The sequence below is a fragment of the Mycobacteroides franklinii genome (assembly GCF_002013895.1).
GTDB lineage: Bacteria > Actinomycetota > Actinomycetes > Mycobacteriales > Mycobacteriaceae > Mycobacterium > Mycobacterium franklinii.
Genome location: NZ_MAFQ01000017.1, coordinates 18,655 through 45,114 on the forward strand (window position 1 = coordinate 18,655; position 26,460 = coordinate 45,114).

The 26,460-nt window shown below is 65.8% G+C and carries 1 protein-coding gene (only partly in view); it reads left to right on the top strand.

Annotation, left to right across the window (positions count from 1 at the left end; all coding sequences use genetic code 11):
* On the top strand, positions 1–26,460 hold the 5' portion of the coding sequence (locus B4393_RS23755; protein ID WP_078336227.1) for a non-ribosomal peptide synthetase. The gene runs 4,641 nt beyond the window's last position; only the first 26,460 of its 31,101 coding nucleotides appear in the window; it begins with the start codon at positions 1–3; its stop codon lies beyond the right edge, outside the window.

Below are 26,460 nucleotides of genomic sequence, written 5' to 3' on the forward strand. Positions count from 1 at the left end.
GTGGAACTCGAAAATCGGGCGCTTCCGCTGACACGAGAGCAACGGGAAATCTGGCTGGCACAACAAACGGGCCGTTGTGATATGGCGTGGCAGCTGGGTGTGCTGGTGCGGATCGACGGCGCCGTCGACCGTGATGTGCTTCAGCAGGCGATTCGTCATGTGGTCGGCGAAACGGAATCGTTGAGAGCATCCATCCTCGAGGTGGATGGCACGGTTCTGCAGACGGTGGTCGATGGCCTCGACATCGATATGGCCTTTCATGACCTGAGAGGCTCACGCGATCCGGCGCAGGAAGCCCGTGACCTGGCGGCTGCGATCCAGCGAACGCCGATGCCGCTCACAGGCCCACTCGTCTCATTCGCGTTGTTTCGAACGCGGGACGACGAGTACTACTGGTTCGCGTGCCCGCACCACATATCCCTTGATGGACTGGGTATTGCCTTGGTGGGCAGGAGGATTGCGGCTGTCTACTCGTCGCTGGCGGCAGGTATGTCAATCTCACCGGCCTTCTTCGGTTCGCTGCGCGACCTCGTCGGCGGTGAATCGGACTATGTGGCGTCCGCCGAATACCTCGAAGATCAGGACTATTGGCTGGGAAACCTTCCCTCGGGGGCGGAAACCGGCCTGCGGCCGCCCGATATCGCCGACCAGCAGGACCCGTACGCCCCCTCTGTGCCGGTTCAACTGGACTCGTCGGTGGTGGACGGGGTCAAGGAGCTCTCCAAGGCGTTGCGAGTCCGCAAATCGTCGGTACTCACCGCGGCGTGCGCGCTCCTGGTGCACGGATGGAGCGCCGGCGGTTCCGATGAGGTAGTGCTCGACTTTCCGGTGAGCAGGAGAGTTGATCCACAGTCGAAGGTACGTCCCGGGATGCTCGCTGGAGTGGTACCGCTGGTCTTGCACGCGGGGGCGGGAATCACGGTCGCCGAATTTTGTCGACAGGTCGACAACAAGTCGCGAGAAGCATTGCGGCACCAGCGATTTCCGGTTGGCACCCTGACTGCCAACGACGAATTTCGTGGCCCGAGACAGGCGCCCAATCGGGTGGTGGTCAACTTCGTGCCGGCAAGGCTCACCCTGGATTTCGGCGGCGTGCCGGGGAGTGCCACCTATACGACCTTCGGGCCGGTGGGGCATTTCGGTCTGTTCTTTCTGGGGTTCGGTGACGAGCAATACGTGAGCACGGTGGGCGCCGGGGAGCCCTTCGCGAGCTTTGCGGGCGCCGATCTGGTGGCCCGTTTGGAGCGACTGCTGTCCTCGATGAAGTCTGACCCGGAGCGACTGCTGTCATCGATGGACCTGTTGGGTGCCGGTGAGCAGGCCACGTTGGATCGGCTCGGCAACCGGACCGTGCTGACCGAACCGGCGTCCGCACCGGCCGCCGTTCCCCAGCTGTTCACCGCACAGGTGGCGCGCATTCCGGGGGCGCCGGCTCTGACATTTCAGGGCAGGTCATTGACCTATCACGAGCTGGACAGCTCGGCTAATCGTTTGGCGCACTTCCTGATAAGTCGGGGCGCGGGTCCGGGGCGGTGTGTGGCGTTGATGTTGCCGCGATCGTCACAGGCGGTCATGGCAATCCTGGCGGTACTCAAATCGGGCGCGGCGTATCTGCCGATCGATCCGGCACTGCCGCCGGAGCGGGTCGCGTTCATGGTTGCCGATGCCGAGCCGACGGTGGTGGTCAGTACGGCGGATCTGGCCGGCAGATTCGACGGGTTCGGCGTGCGGCTGATCGATGTCGACGACCCCGCCGTGGACGCGGAAACCGCCACCGCGCCACCGATGCCGCACCCCGACGATCTTGCCTACCTGATCTACACGTCGGGCACCACGGGTGTTCCCAAAGGTGTTGGGATCAAACATTGCAACGTCACACAGCTGTTCGCTTCGCTGGATGCGATCCTGCCACCCGCGGGGGTGTGGTCGCAGGCGCACTCCTATTCCTTCGATTTTTCGGTGTGGGAGATCTGGGGTGCGTTGTTGCGCGGTGGTCGCCTGGTGGTGGTACCCGAGGACGTAACCCGCTCGCCGGAGGAATTCCACGCTCTGCTCATCGCCGAGAAGGTCACGGTGCTGAGCCAAACACCCTCGGCCGTACAGGTTTTATCGCCGCAAGGGCTGGAGCGGGCGGCGTTGGTCATCGGGGCAGAGGCATGCCCAACCGATGTGGTGGGCCGGTGGGCGCCCGGACGAATGATGGTCAATGCCTACGGCCCCAGCGAGACAATGATCTGTGCGTCGATCAGCGCGCCTCTGACTGCCGAGTCCGCAGGGCCACACGGCGTACCGATCGGTTCCCCGGTACCCGGGGCCGCGCTGTTTGTTCTCGACGAATGGCTGCGGCCGGTGTCCGCCGGTGTGGTCGGCGAGCTGTATGTGGCCGGGGCCGGGGTGGGAGTCGGATACCTGGGCCGGGTGGGCCTGACCGCATCCCGCTTTGTGGCCTGCCCCTTCGGCGAGCCGGGCGACAGGATGTATCGCACCGGGGATCTGGCGCGTTGGCGCACCGATGGACAGCTGGATTACCTGGGTCGTGCCGATGAGCAGGTCAAGATCCGCGGGTATCGGATCGAGCTCGGTGAAGTGCAGTCCGCGCTGGCAGAACTGGACGGGGTGCGGGCGGCGGCGGTGATCGCCCGCGAGGATCGCCCTGGCAGCAAGCGGCTGGTCGGTTACATCACCGGTTCAGCGGACCCGGCCGAGGCGCGGCGCGCGCTGACCATGCTGCTGCCGGACTACATGGTGCCGGCCGCGGTGATGGTGCTGGACGCACTCCCGATGACGGTCAACGGCAAGCTAGATATCCGCGCGCTCCCGACACCCGAGTTCACCGCCGGCGAGTACCGGGCACCGGGAGATTCGGTGGAGGAGATCCTCGCGGCCATCTACGCCGAGGTGCTCGGTCTTGAGCGCGTGGGTGTGGACGAATCCTTCTTCGAGCTGGGGGGCGACAGTATCTTGTCGCTGCAGGTGGTGGCTCGCGCGCGGGCGGCGGGTCTGGCCTGCCGCCCGAGGGATGTCTTCGTGGAGCAGACCGTCGGGCGGCTGGCGAGGGTGACCAGCTCTGTCGCTGGTGATGCTCAAGTGATCGACGAGGGTGTCGGGCCCGTGCGGGCGACACCCATCATGCGCTGGCTGCATGCGGCGGATGGACCGACCGATGAGTTCAACCAAACAGTGGTGCTGCAAGCACCAGCAGGCACGGTCGAAGCCGATGTGGTGAATGTCCTGCAGGCCCTGCTGGATCGCCACGCCATGCTGCGGTTGCACGTCGACGATGACGGTGCCGGCGGCTGGTCGCTGCGGACGGCGGACGTGGGCGCGGTGAGTGCCCGCGAGTGTCTGCGATCGATGGATGTGCTCTCCGATGAGGCGCTGTTGGAGGCGCGGGCGCGGTTGAACCCCCGCGACGGGGTGATGCTCAGCGCGTTGTGGATCGAGGCCTCGGGTGAGCTGGTGATGATCGTTCATCACCTTGCCGTCGATGCGGTGTCGTGGCTGATCTTGTTGGAGGACGTGAACGTCGCATGGGCGCAGCACCGTGTGGGGCAGTCGCCAGCATTGCCCGCGACCGGGACGTCGTTCGCCCGCTGGGCGGCGGCATTGGCCGAACACGCGCGCCATCCGGACGTGGTCAAGCAGGCAGGTGCCTGGAAGGCGGTGGCGAAGACGGCCTCCGCGCTGCCGGTGGCGCCTTCGGTGACCGATACCTACGCCACCGCCGGACGTCTGTCGGTGGAGCTGGACGCCGAGACCACCGGGATGCTGCTCGGTGAGGTCCCGACCGCGTTTCACGCCGGGGTGCAAGACATCCTGCTGATCGCGTTCGGTCTGGCTTGGGCCGAGTTCCTGAATGGGGCCGGACCCGCGATCGGTATCGATGTCGAAGGTCATGGGCGGCACGAGGAACTGGGCTCCGACCTCGATCTGTCCCACACTGTGGGGTGGTTCACCAACAAATACCCAGTGTCACTGCCTGTTTCCGATCTGCGCTGGCTTCAGGTGGTGGCAGGGGAGGCCGCGCTCGGGGCGGCGATCAAGGAAGCCAAGGAACATCTCCGGGCGCTTCCCGATGGCTTGGGCTACGGGTTATTGCGCTATCTGAACGACGATGTCGACCTGGAGGCCCCAGACCCGTCGATCGCGTTCAACTATCTGGGACGGCTGGGAACTGCAACCGGATCCTTCGGAGATGGGTGGCGCCTCAACCACGATGGGCTGGCGGTGATCGGCGCCGCCGAGGCGGTACCGATGCCGTTGACACACGCCGTCACGCTGAATGCGGGTGCGATAGACACCGACTCCGGGATCCGACTTCATGCCGAATGGACCTGGGCGACATCGATTCTTGACGACAGCGACATCGGTGCGCTCGGTGCGCTCTGGTTCGAGGCACTGGCGGGTATCTGCACCCATGTGCGATCGGGCGGGGGAGGCCTGACACCGTCCGATATTGCCCCGGCCCGTCTGAGTCAGACGCAGATCGACGAGCTGGAACGGCAGCGCGATATCGCCGACATCCTGCCGTTGACGCCATTGCAGCAAGGACTGTTGTTTCACGCCAGTACCGCTCAGGCCGGGAACGACATGTATGCGGTGCAGTTGGATTTCACGCTTACCGGCCCCCTGGACCCTGACCGGCTACACAATGCGATGCGCACCGTTGTTGCCCGGCATCCACATCTGGCGGCGCTGTTCAACGATCAGTTCGACGAGCCGGTTCAGATCATTCCCGCCGACCCGGTGGTGCAGTGGCGGTACGTCGAACTCGATGATGACGATGCGGAAGTCGATGAACTGATCGATGAGTTGTGCCGCGCGGAACGCGCCGCGGTATGCGACCTGACCAACCAATCTGTATTTCGGGCCGCGGTGGTTCGCACGGCGACACATCGGCACCGATTCGTGCTCACCAGCCATCACATTTTGCTCGACGGTTGGTCGTTGCCGATCGTGCTGCGAGAGATCTTCGCCAGTTACTACGGGCAGCGGTTGACCGCGGCCGGTTCCTATCGTGCGTTTCTGACGTGGCTGGCCGACCGGGATCTCGATGCTGCCCGCGCGGCGTGGGGTGAGGTACTGGACGGCCTCGATACACCCACACTGGTGGGGCCCAAGGATCGGTTGGAGCTGGGGCGCAGGGGGTTTGAGTCCTCCCGGGTGTGTGAGCAGACCACGCGTGCCCTCGGTGAACTGGCACGTTCCTGCCGGACCACGCTCAGCACCGTGTTGCAAGGCGCCTGGGCGATGGTGTTGACATCGCTGACGGGTCAGCACGACGTCGTCTTCGGCACTCCCCGGTCGCGCGTGGGCCAGCTGGAGGTGGCGGACGCCGAATCGATGGTCGGACTGCTGATCAATACCGTCCCAGTGCGCGCCAACATCAGCGCCACCACAACCACCGTGGATCTGTTGGCTCAGCTCCAGGGTGCCCATAACGACACACTTGAGCACCAGCACCTGGCGCTCAATGAGATTCACCGAGTGACCGGTCACGAACAGCTATTCGACACGCTCTTCGTCTACGAGAACTATCCCATTGACAGTGGCACGATGTTGGGCGCCGATGGTTTGGCGATCGCGGAATTCACCAACCGGGAGTACAACCACTACCCGCTGACGGTCGAGGTGCTGCCCGGCAGCGAGCTCGGCCTGCACGTCGAATACGACGCCGATGTGTTCGACACCGTCAGTATTGAGGCGCTCGTCGAACGGTTACAGCGAGTGCTGGTAGCCATGACAACCGATCCGGATCGGCGGCTGTCGTCGGTGGAGCTGCTGGACGGCGCCGAGCGTGAACTGCTGCTGTCCGGACTGTCCGGCGCGGGTGAGACGGCACCGGTAGGGCTGGCTCCGCAGCTTCTGACCGCCGCGGTGGCCGCACATCCGGATGCGCCAGCGGTGCTACACGGTGAGCATGCGATGTCGTATCGGGAGTTGGACGAGGCGTCGAACAGACTGGCCCGCATGCTGATCGAGGCCGGCGTGGGCCCGGAGCGAGCGGTGGGCGCGGCGATGGATCGGTGCGCCGAGCTGGTGGTCGCATGGTGGGCGGTGGTCAAGGCCGGCGGTGTGTATGTGCCGGTGGATCTGGATCATCCTGTCGAACGTATTTCCACCGTGCTGGACGCGGCGGGCGCGGTGTGTGTATTGACCTGTGGCGCAGCTGATGTGGATATCGCTGGGCAGCTTCCGGTGGTGCGGGCCGACGGTTCTGACATGTCCGGATACTCCGCCGAGGCCATCAGTGACACCGATCGACTGTCGGCGTTGGGAGTTACGGACACCGCCTATGTGATCTTCACATCGGGTTCGACGGGCACACCCAAGGGAGTGGCGCTCAGTCATGCGGGCCTACTCGGCTGGGCCGCCGCCCAGCGCGATCTGTTCGGATTGAGCCACGACGCACGGGTCTTGATGGTGGCCTCGCCGACCTTTGACGCCTCGGTTGGCGAGATGTTGTTGGCGGCCGGCTCGGGAGCCGCGTTGGTGGTGGCACCGCCGCAGGTCTACGCGGGTGAGGCGCTGACCTCCCTGCTGCACAGCAGAAACGTCACCGCCGCGATAGTGACACCCACGGTGCTCTCGACGCTTGATCGGGCCAGACTCGTTGAGCTGCAGACACTTATCGCCGTCGGCGAGGCTTGCCTGCCGGAGCTGGTTGAAGCGTGGGCTCCGGAACGGCGGATGTTCAACGGGTACGGCCCCAGCGAAACCACTGTCTGGGTCACCTGCGCGCGGTTGCGGGCGGGACAGCCGATCCGCATCGGGGCCCCGATCGCCGGGGTGCGTGGGATGGTGCTCGACGCCTGGCTCAATCCCGTCCCGGTGGGGGTGGTGGGCGAGCTGTACTTGAGCGGGCCGGCGCTGGCCCACGGCTATCTGGGCCGAGTCGATCTGACCGCGGAACGCTTCGTGGCGAGTCCTTTTCCAGGACCGTATGGCGCTCTGGGGGAGCGGATGTACCGCACCGGCGACCTGGTGCGCTGGACCCCCGAGGGGACCCTGGACTACCTCGGGCGTGCCGACGGCCAGATCAAGCTGCGGGGCCAGCGCATCGAGCTGGGCGAGATCGAGAACACCCTGCTGGCGTGCCCGCAGGTGACGCAGGCGGCCGTCACGGTGCAGGACGGTGCTACCGGCTCCCACCTGGTCGCGTATGTAACGCTCAATTCCTCGGCTACCGTCGACGACGATGCCGGAGACGTGCAGGAGTGGCAGCACCTCTACGACGAGTTATACGGAGCCCACGTCGAGTCCGGTTTCGGTATGGACTTCCGGGGCTGGAACAGCAGCTACACCGGTAATGCGATCCCGCTCGACGAGATGGTCGAATGGCGAAGCGCCACAGTCGATCGGATCATGTCGCTGCGGCCGCGCCGGGTGTTGGAGATCGGTGCGGGGTCGGGGCTGCTGCTGGCGGAGCTCGCCCCGCGATGCGACGAGTACGTGGCCACCGACTTTTCGCCGGTGGCCATCGCCAATTTGACACGTGCGCTGCACGAGCTGCAGGCCCCGTGGTGCGAGCGGGTCCGGCTGCTGACGCAGCCTGCTCATGTCACCGAGGGGCTGCCGCGAGCGCACTTCGATGCCATCGTGCTCAACTCGGTGGTCCAGTACTTTCCCAACGCGGGATATCTGGCGGAGGTTATCGACAGTGCCATGGAACTGCTGGCCCCCGGCGGGGCGGTGTTCATCGGCGACGTGCGTAACCACACCCTGCAGGGCGCATTCCAGACCGGCATCGCGCTGGGTCGCAGCGCCACCACCGATGCCGCCGAGGTCCGCCAGCGCGTTCGTCACGCCATGCTCGGCGAGACCGAATTGCTCTTGGCACCAGAATTTTTCACCACATGGGCCGATTCGCGGCCCTCGGCGGGCGGGCTGGATATCCGAGTCAAACGCGGCTGGGCCGATAACGAACTGAGTCGGTACCGCTACGACGTCGTCATCCACCAGACGGGCACATCCGCACGTTCGGTGGCCGGCGCGCCCGTATGGACCTGGGCGGACGCGCAGGGACTGCGCGACGCGTTGATGTCCGAGCGCCCCATGACGGTGCGGATCATCGATATTCCGCACATCGGGCAGATCGACGATGTCCGCTTGGAGGCCGCGCTGACCGCGGGACGGCCCCTTGCCGACGCGCTATCCGGAGCCGGCGCCGCTTCGGAGGCCGTCGCCCCCGAAGAGCTGCATCGTCTGGGCGAGGACGCCGGGTATCACGTCGCGGTCACCTATGGTGCCCAACCCGGCACTGTCAGTGCGGTTTTCATTGCCGCGGACGGCAGCGGTGGGGCTCCGGTACTGACCGATCTTTATGTGCCGGCGGTGGATGCCCCGCAGCGCATCAGCCACGCCAACGATCCTCGGACCAACACCAAGATCGGTGAGGTGCGCCAGCGGTTGAGCGCTTGGTTACCGGAGTACATGGTGCCGACTCACATCGTGGCACTGGAGGAATTCCCGCTGACGTCTTCGGGCAAGCTTGACCGTAGGGCCCTGCCGGCGCCCGAGTATCAGGATGCGGATCGTTACCGTGCGCCCGCCGGTGCGGTCGAGGAGATCCTGGTCGGCATCTACGCGCAGGTCCTCGGTGTGGAGCGGGTGGGCGTCGACGATTCCTTCTTTGATCTGGGTGGCGATTCGCTGTCGGCGATGCGCCTGATCTCCGCCGTGAATGCCAGTCTGGGTGCTGACTTGGGGGTCAGGGCAGTCTTCGAGGCGCCCACTGTCGCGGAGCTGGCGGGCCTGGTCGGGGGAGACGCCCGCCGTGGCGAACCGTTGGTCGCGAGGGACCGGCCGGCACTGATCCCGTTGTCGTACGCGCAGAACAGGCTGTGGTTTATCGACCAATTGCAGGGTCCCTCGCCGATTTACAACATTGCGGTGGCATTGCGCCTATGCGGTGACCTCGATGCCGATGCGTTGCGCGCGGCGCTCACGGATGTGGTGGCCCGCCATGAAAGTCTGCGGACCGTGTTCGCGGCGGCCGGCGGAACACCACGACAGCTAGTCCTGTCCGTCGAGGAGGCAGGCTTTGCCTGCGAGATGGTGGACGCCCGGGGCTGGACGGAGGACCGGCTGCGGACAGGTATCGATGCCGCCGCCCGCTACACGTTTGATCTGAGCGCTGAAAGTCCTTTACACACTGAGCTGTTCACTGTCGGCGAGGAAGAGCACGTGCTGGTTGCGGTGGTTCATCACATCGCCGCCGATGGTTCGTCGATCACTCCGTTTGCCCGTGATTTGGGCGTGGCCTACGCCGGTCGACGGGCCGGGCGGGCGCCCGACTGGGTACCCCTGGCTGTGCAGTACGTGGACTACACGCTTTGGCAGCGTGCGCATCTGGGCGACCTGGAAGATGCGGACAGTCGTATCTGCGCGCAGCTGGACTTCTGGCAGGATGCCCTGGCCGGGCTGCCGGAGCGCTTGCAACTGCCCACCGACCGGCCCTACCCGCAGGTCGCCGACCATCGTGGTGCCCGAGTTGCGGCTGACTGGCCGGCCGAGCTGCAACAGCAGATTCGTCGGGTGGCACGCGAACACAACGCGACCAGTTTCATGGTGATCCAAGCCGCTTTCGCCGCACTGCTATCGAAGATCACGGCGAGCTCCGATGTGGCGGTGGGCTTCCCGATTGCCGGTCGTCCAGATCCCGCGCTTGACGAGCTGGTCGGCTTCTTCGTCAATACGCTGGTGTTGCGCATCGATGTGGCGGGCGACCCCACCTTCGCCGAACTGTTGGCGCAGGTACGCCGACGCAGTCTGGCCGCTTACGAACACCAGGACGTGCCCTTCGAATTCCTGGTGGAGCGGCTCAACCCGGCCCGGAGCCTCAGCCATCACCCCGTGGTGCAGGTGCTGTTGGGCTGGGAAAACTTCCCCGGGCACGGGAACCACCCGGCCGCTGCCATGACGCTGGGCGACTTGCAGGTGACACCGATCTCGGTGCACACGGACACGGCGCGTATGGATTTGGCGCTCTCGCTGGCGGAACGCTGGACCGAGACTGGTCAGCGGGCCGGGATCGCCGTCACGGCGGAATTCCGTACCGATGTCTTCGACGCCGGCACCATCGAGGTGCTGATCGATCGGCTGCGACGGGTATTGGCGGCTGTCACCGCCGAACCGCGGCGTCGACTGTCTTCGATGGACCTGCTCGATGGTGTCGAGCATGCACGGCTCGCGAAGTGGGGCAACGAGGAGGTGTTGACGCACCCGGCGGCACCGTCGACCGTCGCCGGGCTGTTCGCGGCCCAGGCTGCCCGCACTCCCGATGCGGTGGCGGTCACCTTCGAGGGTCGGTCCATGACCTATCGCGAGCTGGATCACGCCGCAAACCGATTGGCACATATCCTGATAGGACACGGCGCGGGTCCGGGAGAGTTCGTCGCGCTGTTGTTCTCGCGCACGGCCGAGGCGATTGTGGCCATCCTGGCCGTGCTGAAGTCCGGGGCGGCCTACCTGCCGATTGATCCGGCACTGCCGGATACCCGGATCGAGTTCATGCTCACCGATTCGGCGCCGAGGGCCGCGATCACCACCGCAGCGCTCGCGGGAAGGCTGGGTGGATTCCACATTCTCGTCCTCGATGTGAACGACCCGACCCTGGACATCATGCCGAGCACCGCGCCTCCGGCACCGTCGCCCGATGACCTGGCCCACGTCATCTATACCTCGGGTACCACCGGTGTACCCAAAGGTGTTGCGGTAACCCAGCACAACGTTGCCCAATTGTTCGACAGGCTGGATATTGGCGTGCCACTGTCCCCTGAGCAGGTGTGGACGCAGTTCCACTCGTATTCCTTCGATTTCTCGGTGTGGGAGATCTGGGGTGCGCTGTTGCATGGTGGACGTCTGGTGGTGGTGCCCGACACCGTCTCGCGCTCGCCGGAGGATTTTCATGCGCTCCTGGTCGGCGAGGGCGTGACGGTGCTGACCCAGACCCCGTCGGCGGTGGGCATGCTGTCGCCGGAGGGCCTGGGATCCGTGGCACTGGTGATCGGGGCCGAACCCTGCCCGCCGGAACTGGTGGACCGATGGGCTCCCGGCCGGGTAATGGTAAATGTCTATGGCCCAACAGAAACCACCATGTGGGCATGCAAGAGCACACCGCTACACGCAGGATCCGGCTTTCCGCCGATCGGCTCACCGGTGTCGTGGGCGGCATTCTTCGTCCTCGACGAATGGCTCAAGCCGGTGCCGGCCGGAGTGGTCGGTGAGCTGTATCTGTCCGGAGCCGGGGTCGGTGCCGGGTACTGGCGGCGTTCAGGTTTGACCGCGGCGCGATTCGTGGCATGCCCGTTCGGTGATGCCGGGGTGCGCATGTACCGCACCGGGGACCTGGTGTGCTGGGGCTCCGACGGACAGCTGCGCTATCTGGGGCGCGCCGACGAGCAGGTCAAAGTCCGTGGATACCGGATAGAACTCGGTGAAATCCAATCCGCCCTGGCCGATCTGGACGCTGTGGAGCAGGCGGTGGTGATCGCCCGTGAAGACCTGCCGGGCGACAAGCGACTGGTGGGTTATGTCACCGGATCGGTGGATGCGGCCAAGGCGCGTGCCGCGCTCGCTGACCGGTTACCCGCCTACATGGTGCCGGCTGCGGTGGTGGTGTTGCCGGCACTGCCGGTAACCGTCAACGGAAAACTCGATACGCGCGCTCTGCCGGCCCCGGGATACCAGGATGTCAATCACTACCGTGCCCCCACCACTCCCACCGAGGAGATCCTGGCAGGCATTTACGCCGAGGTGCTCGGCGTCGAACGGGTGGGCGTCGACGACTCGTTCTTCGATCTGGGTGGCGACTCGCTGACCACGATGCGGCTTACCACTACGATCAACGCCGCGCTCCAATCGGATCTGGGCGTGCGTGCGGTGTTCGAAGCGCCCACGGTCGCACAGTTGGCGCCGCGCGTCGATGAGGGTGCTGCCGGCGGGGTGGAGCCACTGGTGGCAGGGGAGCGGCCACCCGTTGTCCCGTTGTCGTTCGCGCAGAACCGGTTGTGGTTTGTCGATCAGCTGCAGGGACCCTCGGCCCTGTACAACATGCCCGCCGCCCTGCGGTTGCGCGGGCGTCTCGACACCGAAGCATTGCGCGCGGCGATATCCGATGTGGTGACCCGTCACGAGAGCCTGCGCACGGTGTTCCCGGTACGTGATGGGATGCCGCAGCAGGTCGTCATTCCCGCGGAGCAGGCCGATTTCGGCTGGGACGCAGTAGATGCGATCGACTGGCCAGAGCATCGGCTGGCCGAGGCCGTCCAGAATGCCGCGTGCCACACGTTCGATCTGGCGACCGAGATACCGCTGCGGGCAATGCTGTTCCGTGTCGGCCAGCTCGAGCATGTGTTGGTGATCGTGGTGCATCACATCGCGGCCGACGGCCTGTCGCTGACGCCGCTGGGAGCCGATCTGCGGTTGGCTTATGCCAGCCGGTGCGCGGGGCAGGCGCCGGGCTGGCCCGAGTTGCCGGTGCAGTACATCGACTACACACTGTGGCAGCGAGGCCAATTCGGCGAGATCGATGACACCGGCAGCCGCATCGGAGCTCAGCTCGCCTACTGGCAGGACGCCCTCGCCGGGATGCCGGAACGGCTGCAGCTGCCCACCGACCGGCCCTACCCGCCGATGGCCGACCAGCGTGGTGCCACCGTGCGGGTCGACTGGCCTGCAGAGCTGCAGCAACAAGTACGGCGAGTCGCGCGGGAGCACAACGCCACCAGCTTCATGGTGGTGCAGGCCGCGTTCGCCGTGCTGTTGTCGAAGATCGGCGCCAGTAACGATGTGGGGATTGGCTTTCCGATCGCAGGACGGCGGGACCCCGCGCTGGACGAGCTCGTCGGGTTCTTCGTCAACACCCTGGTGCTGCGGGTTGATCTGGCCGGCGACCCCACCTTCGCGGAACTCCTCGGCCGCGTGCACGCGAGCAGCCTGGCGGCATTCGAACATCAGGATGTGCCGTTCGAGGTCCTGGTGGAGCGGCTCAACCCCACCCGGAGTCTGACCCATCACCCGCTGGTGCAGGCCATGCTGGCGTGGCAGAACTTCGCCGGGAATGACGATCCCGCGGCCGGTCTGGCACTGAGTGGCCTCGATGTCTCCTCAATGCCGCTGGAAAACCATTCGGCACGAATGGATCTGGTGTTCTCTTTGGCGGAGCGCTGGAGTTCCGCAGGTGATCCGGCCGGGATCGGCGGGCACGTGGAGTTCCGCACCGATGTGTACGACCCACACACCATCGAGATGCTGGCCGCGCGGCTGCGGCGGGTGCTGGCTGCCGTGACCGCCGACCCCGATCGTCGGCTGTCCTGCGTGGACCTGCTCGACGAGGGCGAACGCCTCCGGTGGGACGAACTGGGAAACCGTTCGGTGCTCACCAAGGCGGCACCCGCGCACCAGTCGATTCCGGAGTTGTTCGCCAGGCACGTGGCTCGCATCCCGGATGCTGAAGCGTTGGTGTGTCAGGACACGTCCATGACGTACCGTGAGCTGGACCAGGCGTCGAACCGGCTGGCGCAGAGACTGATTGGTGCCGGTGTCCGCCCGGGAAACCGGGTCGTGCTGCTGCTACCACGTTCAGCCGGGGCCCTGGTGGCGATTTTGGCGGTCCTGAAGTCGGGGGCGGCATACGTTCCGATGGATCCGGCGCTGCCCGCCGAACGGATCGCGTTCATGCTCGCCGATGCCGCGCCGACCGCGGCGGTAAGCACCGCCGGCCTGTCCGACCGACTGGGTGGCCACCACGTGGTGGTAGTCGATATCGATGATCCGGGGATCGCAGGCCAGCCGGATGCGATGCCCCCGGCACCGGACGCCGCCGACGTGGCTTATCTGATCTATACCTCGGGCACCACCGGTGTGCCGAAAGGCGTTGCCATCACCCATCGCAACGTGACGCAGTTGTTGCAGAACCTGGACGCGGGCCTGCCCCCGGCCGGGGTGTGGTCGCACAGTCATTCGCTGGCATTCGATGTTTCCGTCTGGGAAATCTTCGGTGCACTGCTTCGCGGTGGCCGCGTGGTGGTGGTGCCCGAGTCAGTGGCGCGCTCGCCTCAGGACTTTCATGCCCTGCTGGTTTCTCACGAGGTGAACGTGTTGACGCAGACGCCGTCGGCGGTCGCTGTGCTGTCCCGCGATGGGCTGGAATCGGTGTCGCTGGTGATGGCCGGTGAGGCCTGCCCGGCCGAGGTCGTGGATCGCTGGGCCCCAGGCCGAGTGATGATCAACGCCTACGGGCCCACCGAGACCACGATGTGTGTGGCGATCAGTGCGCCCCTGACGGCAGGTTCTGGTGCGCCGCCGATCGGGTTCCCGGTGCCGGGTGCGGCCCTGCTGGTGCTTGACGAATCCCTGAGGCCGGTGCCGGGTGGGGTTGTCGGTGAGCTGTATGTGGCAGGTCACGGTGTGGCGCACGGGTATGTCGATCGGGCCGGTTTGACGGCCTCACGATTTGTGGCGTGCCCGTTCGGGACAGTCGGCGCCCGGATGTACCGCACGGGCGATCTGGTGCGCTGGCGTGCCGACGGCCAGCTGGACTACCTGGGCCGTGCCGACGAGCAGGTCAAGATCCGCGGGTACCGCATCGAACTGGGCGAAATCCAGTCCGCGCTGGGCGTTCTCGACGGTGTCGAGAACGCGGTGGTCATCGCCCGCGCCGAGCAGGCCGGGGGTAGGCGCCTGGTCGGGTACGTGACCGGGTCGGTTGATCCGGCCGAGACGCGAGCCGCGCTGGCCGAACGCCTCCCGGCGTATATGGTGCCGGCCGCGATTGTGGTCCTGGACGTGCTGCCGCTGACGTCAAACGGGAAATTGGACATCCGTGCGCTGCCTGCGCCGGAATACACCACCGGCGAATACCGCGCTCCGGAAAATCTCGCCGAGGAGATCCTGGCCGGGATCTACGCCGACGTGCTCGGAGTGGAGCGCGTCGGCGTCGACGATTCATTCTTCGACCTCGGCGGCGACAGCATTTCGGCGATGCGTCTGGTCGCCGCCGTCAACGCGAACTTGGGTGTCGGCCTGGCCGTCCGCACCGTGTTCGAGGCTCCGACAGTTGCCCAGCTCGCCCCCCGAATCAACGAGGGTGTGGCAGGGCAGCAGCCGCTGGTGGCGGGCGAGCGGCCCGCGGTGGTGCCGTTGTCGTTCGCGCAGAACCGATTGTGGTTCTTGGATCAGCTGCAGGGACCCTCGCCCGTCTACAACATGGCCGTGGCATTGCGGCTGGAAGGGCCGCTCGATGCCGAGGCGATGGGCAGGGCACTTGCCGATGTGGTGTCCCGGCACGAGAGCCTGCGCACGTACTTCGCGGCGCCCGACGGAACCCCACGGCAGGTCGTGGTGCCTGCCGAGCTGGCAGATTTCGGCTGGGGAATTGACGATGTCAGCGGCTGGAGCACCGGCCGGGTTGGCGAGGCCGTGGGTCTGGTGGCGCACCGCACCTTCGATCTCGAAAACGAGATACCCATGCGAGCCAGGCTTTTTCGCGTCGCCGACGATGAACACTTGCTGGCCGCCGTGGTGCACCATATCGCCGCGGACGGTATGTCGGTCGCGCCGTTGGTGCGTGATCTGGGGACCGCCTATGCCGCCCGGTGCGCGGGTCACGCCCCCGACTGGTCGCCGTTGCCCGTGCAATACATCGACTACACCCTGTGGCAACGCGCCCAGTTCGGTGATATCGACGACGTGACGAGCCCCATCGGCGCACAGCTGAGTTACTGGCGCGACGCGCTGGCCGGAATGCCGGAGCGCCTGCAATTGCCCACGGACCGCCCATACCCGAGTGTCGCTGATCAACGCGGTGCCACGGTACAGGTGGACTGGCCGGCCGAGGTGCAGCAGCGGATCACCCGGCTGGCGCGCGAGCACAACGCGACGAGTTTCATGGTGATGCAGGCGGCCCTATCCGTGCTGTTGTCGAAGATCGGTGCCAACTCCGATGTCGCGGTGGGCTTCCCGATCGCGGGACGTCGCGATCCCGCGCTCGATGACCTTGTCGGGTTCTTTGTCAACACCTTGGTGCTCCGGATTGACGTCGGCGGAGATCCCACATTCGCCGAGCTGTTGACGCAGGTGCGTCGGAGGTGCCTGGCGGCCTTCGAGCATCAGGATGTGCCATTCGAGGTACTGGTGGAACGGATCAACCCCACGCGGTCGCTGACCCATCATCCGCTGGTGCAGGTGACGCTGGCGTGGCAGAACCTCGCGGGTCATGATGATCCGGCAGCCGGGCTGTCCCTGGGCGATGCGCAGGTCACGCCGATTCCCGCCGATACCCACACCGCCCGCATGGATTTGGTGTTCTCCATGGGCGAGCGCTGGGAGGAGTCCGGTGATGCTGCCGGAATCGGTGGGACGGTTGAATTCCGCACCGATGTCTTCGACGCGGCGTCTGTCGAGGCGTTGATCGCACGGCTGCAGCGGGTACTGATGGCCATGACGGACGATCCCGCCCGACAGCTGTCGTCGGTGGATCTGCTCGACGATGTCGAGCGCACCCACCTGGATGCCATCGGGAACCGGTCGGTGCTGGCCGGGCCGGCGGCGACGCACGCATCGATTGCCGAGGTGTTCACGTCGCGGGCGGTCCGCACTCCAGTGGCCATCGCGCTGACCTTCCAGAACCGGTCCATGACCTATCGAGAGCTTGACGAGGCGTCGAACCGGTTGGCGCACCTGCTTGTTGACCAGGGTGCTGCTCCGGGCCGGTGTGTGGCGCTGATGTTGTCGCGGTCGGCCGAGGCCATCGTGGCGATTCTGGCGGTGCTCAAATCCGGTGCCGCGTATCTGCCCCTGGACCCGGCGCTGCCGGCGGCGCGGATCGGGTTCGTCCTCGCGGATGCCGCGCCGGTCACAGCGATCAGCAGCACTGATCTGGCCGAGCGGATCGCGAGCCACGGTGTGACGGTGATCGACGTCGACGATCCTCGAATCGGCACTCAACCCGGCACCGCCTTGCCGGGGCCTACACCCGAAGATATCGCCTATCTGATCTACACCTCGGGCACCACCGGAGTCCCTAAAGGTGTTGCGGTCACGCATAACAACGTGACCCAACTGCTGGCGTCGGGAGACTCCGGCCTACCGCCGGGGCGGGTGTGGTCGCAGTGGCATTCGCTGTCATTCGATGTTTCCGTCTGGGAGATTTTTGGCGCACTGTTGCACGGCGGGCGACTTGTGGTGGTGCCCGAAGAGTTGACGCGTTCACCCGATGATCTGCACGCGCTACTGGTCGCCGAACAGGTGAGTGTGTTGAGCCAGACGCCCTCGGCGGCGGGTGCGTTGTCGTCCACCGGCCTGGATTCGATGGCGTTGGTAGTGGCGGGTGAGGCCTGTCCGGCAGAGGTTGTGGATCGCTGGGCTCCGGGCCGGGTGATGGTCAATGCCTACGGGCCTACCGAGACCACGATGTGCGTGGCGATCAGCACACCGTTGACCGCCGGCTCGGGAGCGCCGCCGATCGGCTCCCCGGTACCCGGGGCAGCCCTGTTCGTGCTCGACGAGTCGCTGCGACGGGTACCCGCCGGGGTGATCGGTGAGTTGTACGTTGCGGGAGCCGGTGTGGCCGCCGGGTATCTCGGCCGCGCCGGATTGACGGCATCACGTTTCGTGGCCTGCCCGTTCGACGGTACCGGCGCACGCATGTACCGGACCGGAGATCTGGTGCGATGGCGTTCCGATAGCCAGCTGGACTACCTTGGCCGCGCGGACGAGCAGGTCAAGATTCGCGGGTACCGCATCGAATTGGGCGATGTCGGTGCGGCGCTGGCCATGCTCGACGGTGTGGATCAGGCGGTGGTGATCGCCCGAGAGGATCGTCCCGGAGACAAGCGCCTGGTCGGGTACATCACCGGAACCGCCGATCCCGCTGCCGCGCGTTCCGCGCTGGCCGAGCAGCTACCGCCCTACATGATTCCGGCGGCGGTGGTGGTGCTGGACGCGCTGCCACTCACCGCAAACGGCAAGCTGGATGCACGGGCCCTGCCCGCACCGGCATACCAGAGCCTTGATCGGTATCGCGCGCCCGATACCGCGATCGAGGAGATATTGGCGGGCATCTACGCGCAGGTCCTGGGACTCGACCGCGTGGGCGTCGATGAGTCCTTCTTCGAGCTTGGCGGGGACAGCATTTCGTCGATGCAGGTGGTGACGCGGGCACGTGGCGCGGGTCTGACCTGTCGGCCGCGCGACATTTTCGTCGAACAGACCGTCACCCGGCTGGCCCGCGTGGTCGAGGTGTCCGACGGGTCGACAGGCCTGACGGACGAGGGAGTCGGGCCGGTGCCGACCACCCCGATCATGCGCTGGCTGCAGGCCTCCGAGGGGCCGATCGATGAGTTCAATCAGACGATGCTGGTGCAGGCCCCGGTCGGAGCCGACGAGTCCGATGTGGCAATCGTGTTGCAGGCCTTGCTGGACCGACACGCCATGTTGCGTCTGCGTGTTGACCCCGAGGCGGACGGTTGGTCGTTGACGGCGCCCGAGAAGGGGACGGTGGATGCCCGCGACTGCCTGCAATCCGTGGACGAGCTGACAGATGACCTGATAGTGCAAGCGCGTTCGCGGTTGAACCCACAAACGGGTGCGATGCTCAGTGCGATATGGGCGGCAGCCACCGGGCAATTGGTGGTCATCATCCATCACCTTGCGGTCGACGCCGTGTCCTGGCGGATCTTGTTGGAGGACTTGAACGTCGCGTGGGTTCGGCATCGCGCCGGCCAACCGGTGGTGCTGCCTGTCACCGGAACTTCATTCGCGCAATGGGCGACACGGCTATCGGAGCGGGCAACCCATCCGGAAGTCGTGGACTGCGTGGACACCTGGAAGGCGGTGACGGCAGCCCCCGCAGCGTTGCCCGCCGTGCGTCCCGACGCGGACACCTTCGCCACCGCCGGACATCACGCCGCCGAGCTGGACGCCGATACGACCAGCATGCTGATCGGTGAGGTGCCGACGGCATTCAAGGCCGGAATCCACGAGATACTGTTGATCGCCTTCGCTTTGGCCACAGCGGAATTCGTGGGCAGCGGCGAGGCGGTCGGCATCGATGTCGAGGGGCACGGGCGCCTTGAAGACCTCGGTGGCGCAGCCCCGCGCGACGTCGACCTGTCCCGTACCGTCGGCTGGTTCACCGCCAAATACCCGGTCTCACTATCAGTTTCCGGTCTGGACTGGGCGCACGTGGTCTCCGGACACGGGGTGCTGGGGGCGGCGATCAAGGACGCCAAGGAGCAGCTGCGCGCCCTGCCGGAGCCGCTCACCTACGGGCTGCTGCGCTACCTGAATCCAAACGTCGATCTAGCGGGCGCCGACCCGACGATCGGGTTCAACTACTTGGGACGCCAAGGCCGCGCGGCCGAGCTTTCCGAAGCCTTGTGGCGGCCGGGGCCGCAACGCTGGGCGGGCGCCGGTGCGGCGGCAACGATACCCATGCCGCTGCCGCACACCGTGGAACTCAACGCGGTCACCATCGACACCGATGCCGGTCCGCGGTTGCACGCCAACTGGACGTGGGCGCCATCGGTTCTCGAGCGCGAGCAGATCAGCCGGCTGAACCGCCTCTGGTTCGAGGCGCTGACCGGAATCTGCGCCCACGTGCGCACGGGCGGTGGCGGACTGACACCATCGGATATCGCCCCCGCGCGCCTGAGCCAACGACAGATCGATGAGCTGGCGGACCAACACCGGATTGCCGACATACTGACACTGACCCCCGTGCAACAGGGGCTGCTGTTCCACGCCAACACGGTGGCCGGAAGCGACGATCTGTATGCGGGACAGTTGGATTTCACCCTGACCGGGCCCCTTGACGCCGACCGTCTGCATGATGCGGTGCAGACCATGATCACCCGGCATCCGCATCTGCTGGCGCGCTTCTGCGGGCAGTTCGACGAGCCCGTGCAGATCATTCCGGCCGCCCCCGTCGTGCCGTGGCAATACCTCGAACTCGACGGCGACGTGGACGTGGACGTGGACGCCGAGATTCAGCGGCTGTGTGCTGATGAGCGTGCTGCGGTATGCGATCTGGGCAATCGGCGGGCTTTCAGGGTCTCGTTGATCCGCACTTCGGCGCAGCGTCACCGTCTCGTGTTGACTAACCACCACATCGTGCTTGACGGATGGTCGCTGCCAATCCTGTTGGGGGAGATATTCGCCGGCTACTACGGGCAGCGGTTGTCCGCACCCGTGCCGTACCGGGGCTTCGTCACCTGGCTCGGCGGCAGGGATCGCGATGCCGCGCGTGCGGCGTGGCACCGAGTGCTGGCGGGCTTTGACAATCCGACATTGGTTGGCCCGCAGGATCGGACCAGGGTCGGAACGCAACGAGCCGAGCTGGTTCAGCTACCCGCCGATCTTTCACGGTCCGTGGGCGAATTGGCGCGCGCGTGCCACACCACCGTGAATGTCGTGCTGCAGGCCGCGTTCGCGCAGCTGCTGTGCTGGCTGACCGGTCAGCGCGATGTCGTCTTCGGCACCACGGTGTCCGGCAGACCGGCCGAGGTGCCCGGCGCCGAATCGATGGTGGGCCTGATGATCAACACGGTGCCGGTACGCGCCAACATCGCGGCGTCATCCACCACCGTGGACCTGTTGGCGCAGTTGCAGAACGATCACAATGACACCCTCGAGCATGAGCATCTGGCACTGGGTGAGATCCACCGAATCACCGGACAGGACAAGCTGTTCGACACGCTCTTCGCGTTCGAGAACTATCCGATCGATGCCGCCGCCCTGGCCGGCGAACATGAGCTGGCCATCACCGATATCACCAGCAGGGAATCCACTCACTATCCGCTGACGGTCCAAGCGCAGCCGGGTCAGCGGCTCGGCCTGCGCATCGAGTACGACACCGAGGTATTCGATCCGGACAGCATCGCGACATGGGTGGAGCGCTTCCAACGGGTGTTGGCGACAATGACCGCCCACCCGCGGTGCAGGTTGTCGTCGTTCGACGTACTGGATGACACGGATCATCGGCAGCTAGATGTGTGGGGTGACAGGGCGGTATTGCGTCAGGGGGCGAGGGAGGCCTCGCTACCGGCCCTGTTCGGTGAGCAGGTGGCCCGTACCCCGGACGCGGTGGCGGTCACCTTCGAGAGGGGCTCGATGACCTATCGCGAGCTCGACGAGGAAGCGAACCGGCTGGCGCACCTGCTGGAATCGCACGGAGCCGGCCCTGGACGATGTGTAGCACTGCTGTTTCCCCGCTCGGCTCAGGCCATCGTGGCGATTCTTGCCGTCCTGAAGACCGGCGCGGCCTATCTGCCGATCGATCCCGCACATCCGCCCCAACGCATCGAGTTCATGGTGGCGGACTCGGAGCCGGTCGTGGCCATCACCGTGGCGACACTGATGGACCGGTTCGCGGGGTTGACGCTGCCCGTCGTCGATGTCGACGATCCCGCAGCGCGATCTCAATCATGCCTGGCGCCAACGATTCCTGCCGCCGATGACCTGGCTCACATCATTTACACGTCGGGTACGACCGGAATCCCTAAGGGGATGGCAGTCACCCACCGCAATGTGACCCGGATGTTCGACGCGGCAGCCGTCGGCGTGGAATTGGCACCACACCAGGTGTGGGCGCAGTTCCATTCCTATGCCTTCGATTTCTCGGTATGGGAGATATGGGGCGCGCTGCTGCACGGCGGCCGTTTGGTGGTGGTGCCCGACGCGGTGGCACGCTCGCCCAAGGACTTCCACGCGCTGCTGATCGCGGAGAAGGTGACAGTGTTCAGCCAGACTCCGTCAGCGGTGCGGATGCTGTCGCCGGAGGGATTGGAATCGGCGGCGTTGGTGTTGGGCGCCGAGCCCGTCTCACCCGACTTGGTGGACCGATGGGCCGTGGGCAGGACGATGTTCAACGCCTACGGTCCCACGGAAACGACGATATTCGCGTCGATCAGTGTGCCCCTGACGGCGGGATCGGGTACGCCGCCGGTAGGCTCCCCGGTACCGGGTGCGGCCCTGTTCGTGCTGGACGGCTGGATGCGCACCGTGCCTGCCGGGGTGGTCGGTGAGTTGTATGTCGCCGGTCACGGCGTGGGTTGTGGGTATGTGAACCGGTCCGCGCTCACCGCGTCCCGGTTTGTCGCCTGCCCGTTCGGGGAGCCCGGCACTCGCATGTATCGCACCGGCGATCTGGTGCGCTGGGGCGGCGATGGTCAGCTGCAGTATGTGGGCCGTGCCGATGAGCAGGTCAAGGTTCGCGGGTACCGCATCGAACTCGGCGAAATCCAGTCCGCCCTTGCCGATCTGGACGGGGTGCAGGCCGCGGAGGTGATCGTCAGGGAAGACCGGCCGGGTGAGAAGCGCCTGATCGGCTACGTCACCGGGACCGCCGATCCGGCTGCGGCGCGCGCCGCATTGGGTGACCGCCTGCCGGCGTACATGGTTCCTGCCGCGGTGGTGGTCTTGACCGAGCTGCCGGTGACACCCAACGGCAAGCTGGACAAACGGGCGCTACCGGCTCCCGAATACGCTGCCGGTGAATACCGCGGCCCTGCCAATCCGACGGAAGAGATCCTTGCCGGCATCTACGCCCGGGTGCTCGGGGTCACACGAGTCGGAGTAGACGAATCATTCTTTGACCTTGGCGGCGACAGTATTTCGGCGATGCGCCTGATCGCGGCGATCAATACCGCGCTGGACGCGGATCTTCCCGTCCGTGCGATCTTCGAGGCCCCCACGGTAGCCCAGCTGGCGCCGCGTGTCGGGGAGTGCGCGGGAGGTGCCGAACCGTTGGTTGCGGGCGCGCGGCCTGACGTGGTGCCGCTGTCGTTCTCCCAGAATCGACTGTGGTTTGTCGACCAATTGCAGGGGCCCTCACCGGTTTACAACATCGCCGCCGCGTTGCGGCTGAACGGGCCGCTCGATGTCGAGGCGTTGGGTGCCGCGCTTGTCGATGTGGTCGCCCGCCACGAGAGTCTGCGTACCTTGTTTGCGGCGCCCGGCGGAACGCCGCAACAGGTGGTGGTGCCGGTCGAGCGGGTCGATTTCGGTTGGGAGGCTGTCGATGCCAGTGGGTGGTCGACCGACAGATTGACCGACGCAGTCGGTGCGGTGGCGTCCCACGCGTTCAATCTGGAGTCGGAGATCCCGTTGCGGGCATGCCTGTTCCGGACGGCCGAGGACGAACATGTGCTGGCGGCGGTGGTGCACCATATTGCCGCCGATGGCTGGTCTATCACCCCTCTGATGCGTGATATGGGAGTGGCATACGCCGGCCGGTGTGCGGGACAGGCTCCGGACTGGGAGCCGCTGGCCGTGCAATACGTGGATTACACCCTATGGCAGCGCGCACAGTTCGGTGATCTCGACGACAGCGACGGCCGTCTCGCGACACAGCTGGCCTATTGGGAAGACGCGCTGGCGGGGATGCCCGAGCGATTGCAGTTGCCCACCGATCGTCCCTATCCGCTCATGGCAGATCAGCGCGGAGCCACGGTCGAGATCAATTGGCCGGCCGAACTGCAGCAGCATGTTCGGCGGGTGGGGCGCGAGTACAACGCGACAAGCTTCATGGTGATGCAGGCCGCCTTGGCGGTGCTCCTCGCGAAGATCACCGCCGGTGACGATGTCGCAGTGGGTTTCCCGATCGCCGGGCGGCGCGATCCCGCGCTGGACGAGCTGGTGGGCTTCTTCGTCAACACCTTGGTGCTGCGGGTCGATGTGGCCGGGGATCCCACCTTCGCCGAACTGCTCGCCCAGGTACGCAGACGCAGTCTGGCCGCCTTCGAGAACCAGGATGTGCCTTTCGAATTGCTGGTGGAGCGGCTCAATCCGGTCCGGTCGCTGAGCCATCATCCATTGGTTCAGGTCATGCTGGCCTGGCAGAACCTCCCCGGAAACTCCTTCGACTCGGGGGTCGGGCTCTCTCTCGGAGATGTTGAGGTCACGCCGCTACCGTCGGACACCCAGTCGGCGCGGATGGACCTTACCTTCTCGCTCTCCGAACAATGGAGTGAGGCAGGCGATCCCGCCGGAATCAGCGGCAGAGTCGAGTACCGCACTGACGTCTTCGACCCGGACACCGTCACGAAGCTGACCGACCGGCTGCAGCGGGTGCTGACTGCCCTGACCGCAGACCCGAATCGGACGTTGTCCTCGGTGAATCTGCTCGACGATGTCGAACATGCGCGGCTGGATGAGATCGGGAACCGGTCCGTGCTGGCCCAACCCTCGATATCAATGTCGATTCCGGCGCTGTTCGCCGAACAGGTGATGCGTATCCCGTCGGCGGTGGCATTGACCTGCGCGGGCCGTTCGATGACGTATCGGGAGCTGGACGAGGCGTCGAACCGGCTGGCGCACTTGCTCGTCGATCGCGGAGCGGGCCCGGGTCAGTGCGTGGGTCTGCTGACTCCGCGTTCGGCACAGGCCATCGTCGCCATTCTCGCGGTGCTGAAAGCCGGCGCGGCGTACCTGCCGATCGATCCGGCGCTACCGGGCACCCGTGTCGGATTCATGCTTGAGGACGCGGCGCCCTCGGTGGTGCTCAGCACCGCCGAACTGGCCGGGCGGCTCAACGGCCATGCGCCGGAGGTCATCGATATCGACGGCTCCCTCATGCAGACGCAACCGGCCACGGCCCTGCCGGTGCCGTCGCCGAGCGACATCGCCTACCTCATCTACACTTCGGGTACCACCGGAGTTCCCAAAGGCGTTGCGGTCACGCATCAGAACGTGACACAGCTGGTGGCATCGACCGGTCTTGGGCTGCCGTCTGCTGGAGTCTGGTCGCAATGGCATTCCCTGGCCTTCGATGTCTCGGTGTCCGAGATCTTCGGTGCCCTGCTGCGTGGCGGACGGCTGGTGGTGGTGCCCGAGGAGATGGAGTGGTCTCCCCAGGACTTCCACGCGCTGCTCGTGTCCGAACAGGTCACCGTACTGAGCCAAACACCCTCGGCCGCAGGCATGCTCCCGATGGTCGGTCTGGAGTCGGTGGCATTGGTGGTCGCCGGTGAGGCATGCCCGGCCGAGCTGGTGGACCGCTGGGGTCCGGACCGGCTAATGCTCAACGCCTATGGCCCGACGGAGGCCGCGATCTATGCGGCGGTGAGTGCGCCGCTGAAGGCGGGATCGCGCGGTGTGCCGATCGGTTCGCCGGTTCCGGGAGCGGCACTGTTCGTGCTGGACGGATCGATGAAGCCGGTGCCGTCCGGAGTGGTGGGTGAGCTGTATGTCGCGGGTGCCGGAGTCGGGGTTGGGTATTGGCACCGTTCGGCGTTGACGGGGTCACGGTTTGTGGCGTGCCCGTTCGGTGGTTCGGGGATGCGCATGTACCGCACGGGGGATCTGGTGCGCTGGCGCGCCGATGGGCAGCTGGACTATTTGGGCCGCGCCGACGAGCAGGTCAAGATCCGTGGATATCGGATAGAACTTGGTGAAATCCAGTCTGCGCTGGCCGATCTGGATGGTGTGGAGCAGGCGGTTGTGGTGGCACGGGAGGATCGTGCGGGCGACAAACGTTTGGTCGGCTACATCACCGGAACCGCCGATCCCGACGCGGCGCGTGCCGCGCTTTCGGAGCAGTTGCCGGGCTACATGGTGCCGGCCGCGGTCATGCGGCTGGACGCGTTGCCGCTGACGCCCAACGGAAAGCTCGATAAGCGAGCGTTGCCCGTTCCGGAGTACCAGGGAGGCCAGTATCGGGCCCCGGTAAGCCCGGTCGAGGAGCTGTTGGCCGGTATCTACGCCCAGGTTCTGGGGTTGGAGCGGGTCGGCGCCGACGAGTCGTTTTTCGAGTTGGGTGGGGACAGCATCCTGTCGATGCAGGTGGTGGCACGGGCGCGGGCTGCGGGTTTGATGTGCAGGCCCCGAGATGTATTCGTCGAGCAGTCGGTAGCACGGCTGGCCCGCGTCGTGGTGGTTGATGACGGCGTGAATGTTGCGGCGGACGACGGCGTCGGACCCTTGCGCCCGACCCCGATCATGGCGTGGCTGCAGAACGTGGACGGCCCGATCGATGAGTTCAACCAGACCATGGTGGTGCAGGCCCCGGCAGGGGTTGCCGAGGCCGATGTGGCGATTGTGTTGCAGGCTTTGTTGGATCGTCATGCCATGCTGCGGCTGCGTATCGACGACGGCGAGGATGGCCGCGGTGGCGGGGACGGTTGGTCGTTGACGGTAACCGAGCCGGGGACCGTGGCTGTCGCGGAGCATGTGCAATCGGTGGATGAACTCACGGACGAGGCAGTGCGCGAAGCACGCGCACACCTGAATCCTCATGCCGGTGTCATGCTCAGCGCGTTGTGGGTACCGGCCACCGGACAGCTGGTGGTAATCATCCATCACCTGGCCATCGATGCGGTGTCCTGGCTGGTTCTGTTGGAAGATCTCAACATCGCCTGGGCCCAGCACCATGCGGGTCATCCGATCGTTCTGTCCGCGCCCCGCACCTCATTCTCGCGGTGGGCGCAGCTGCTCGATGAACATGCCCATGAGGCGGAA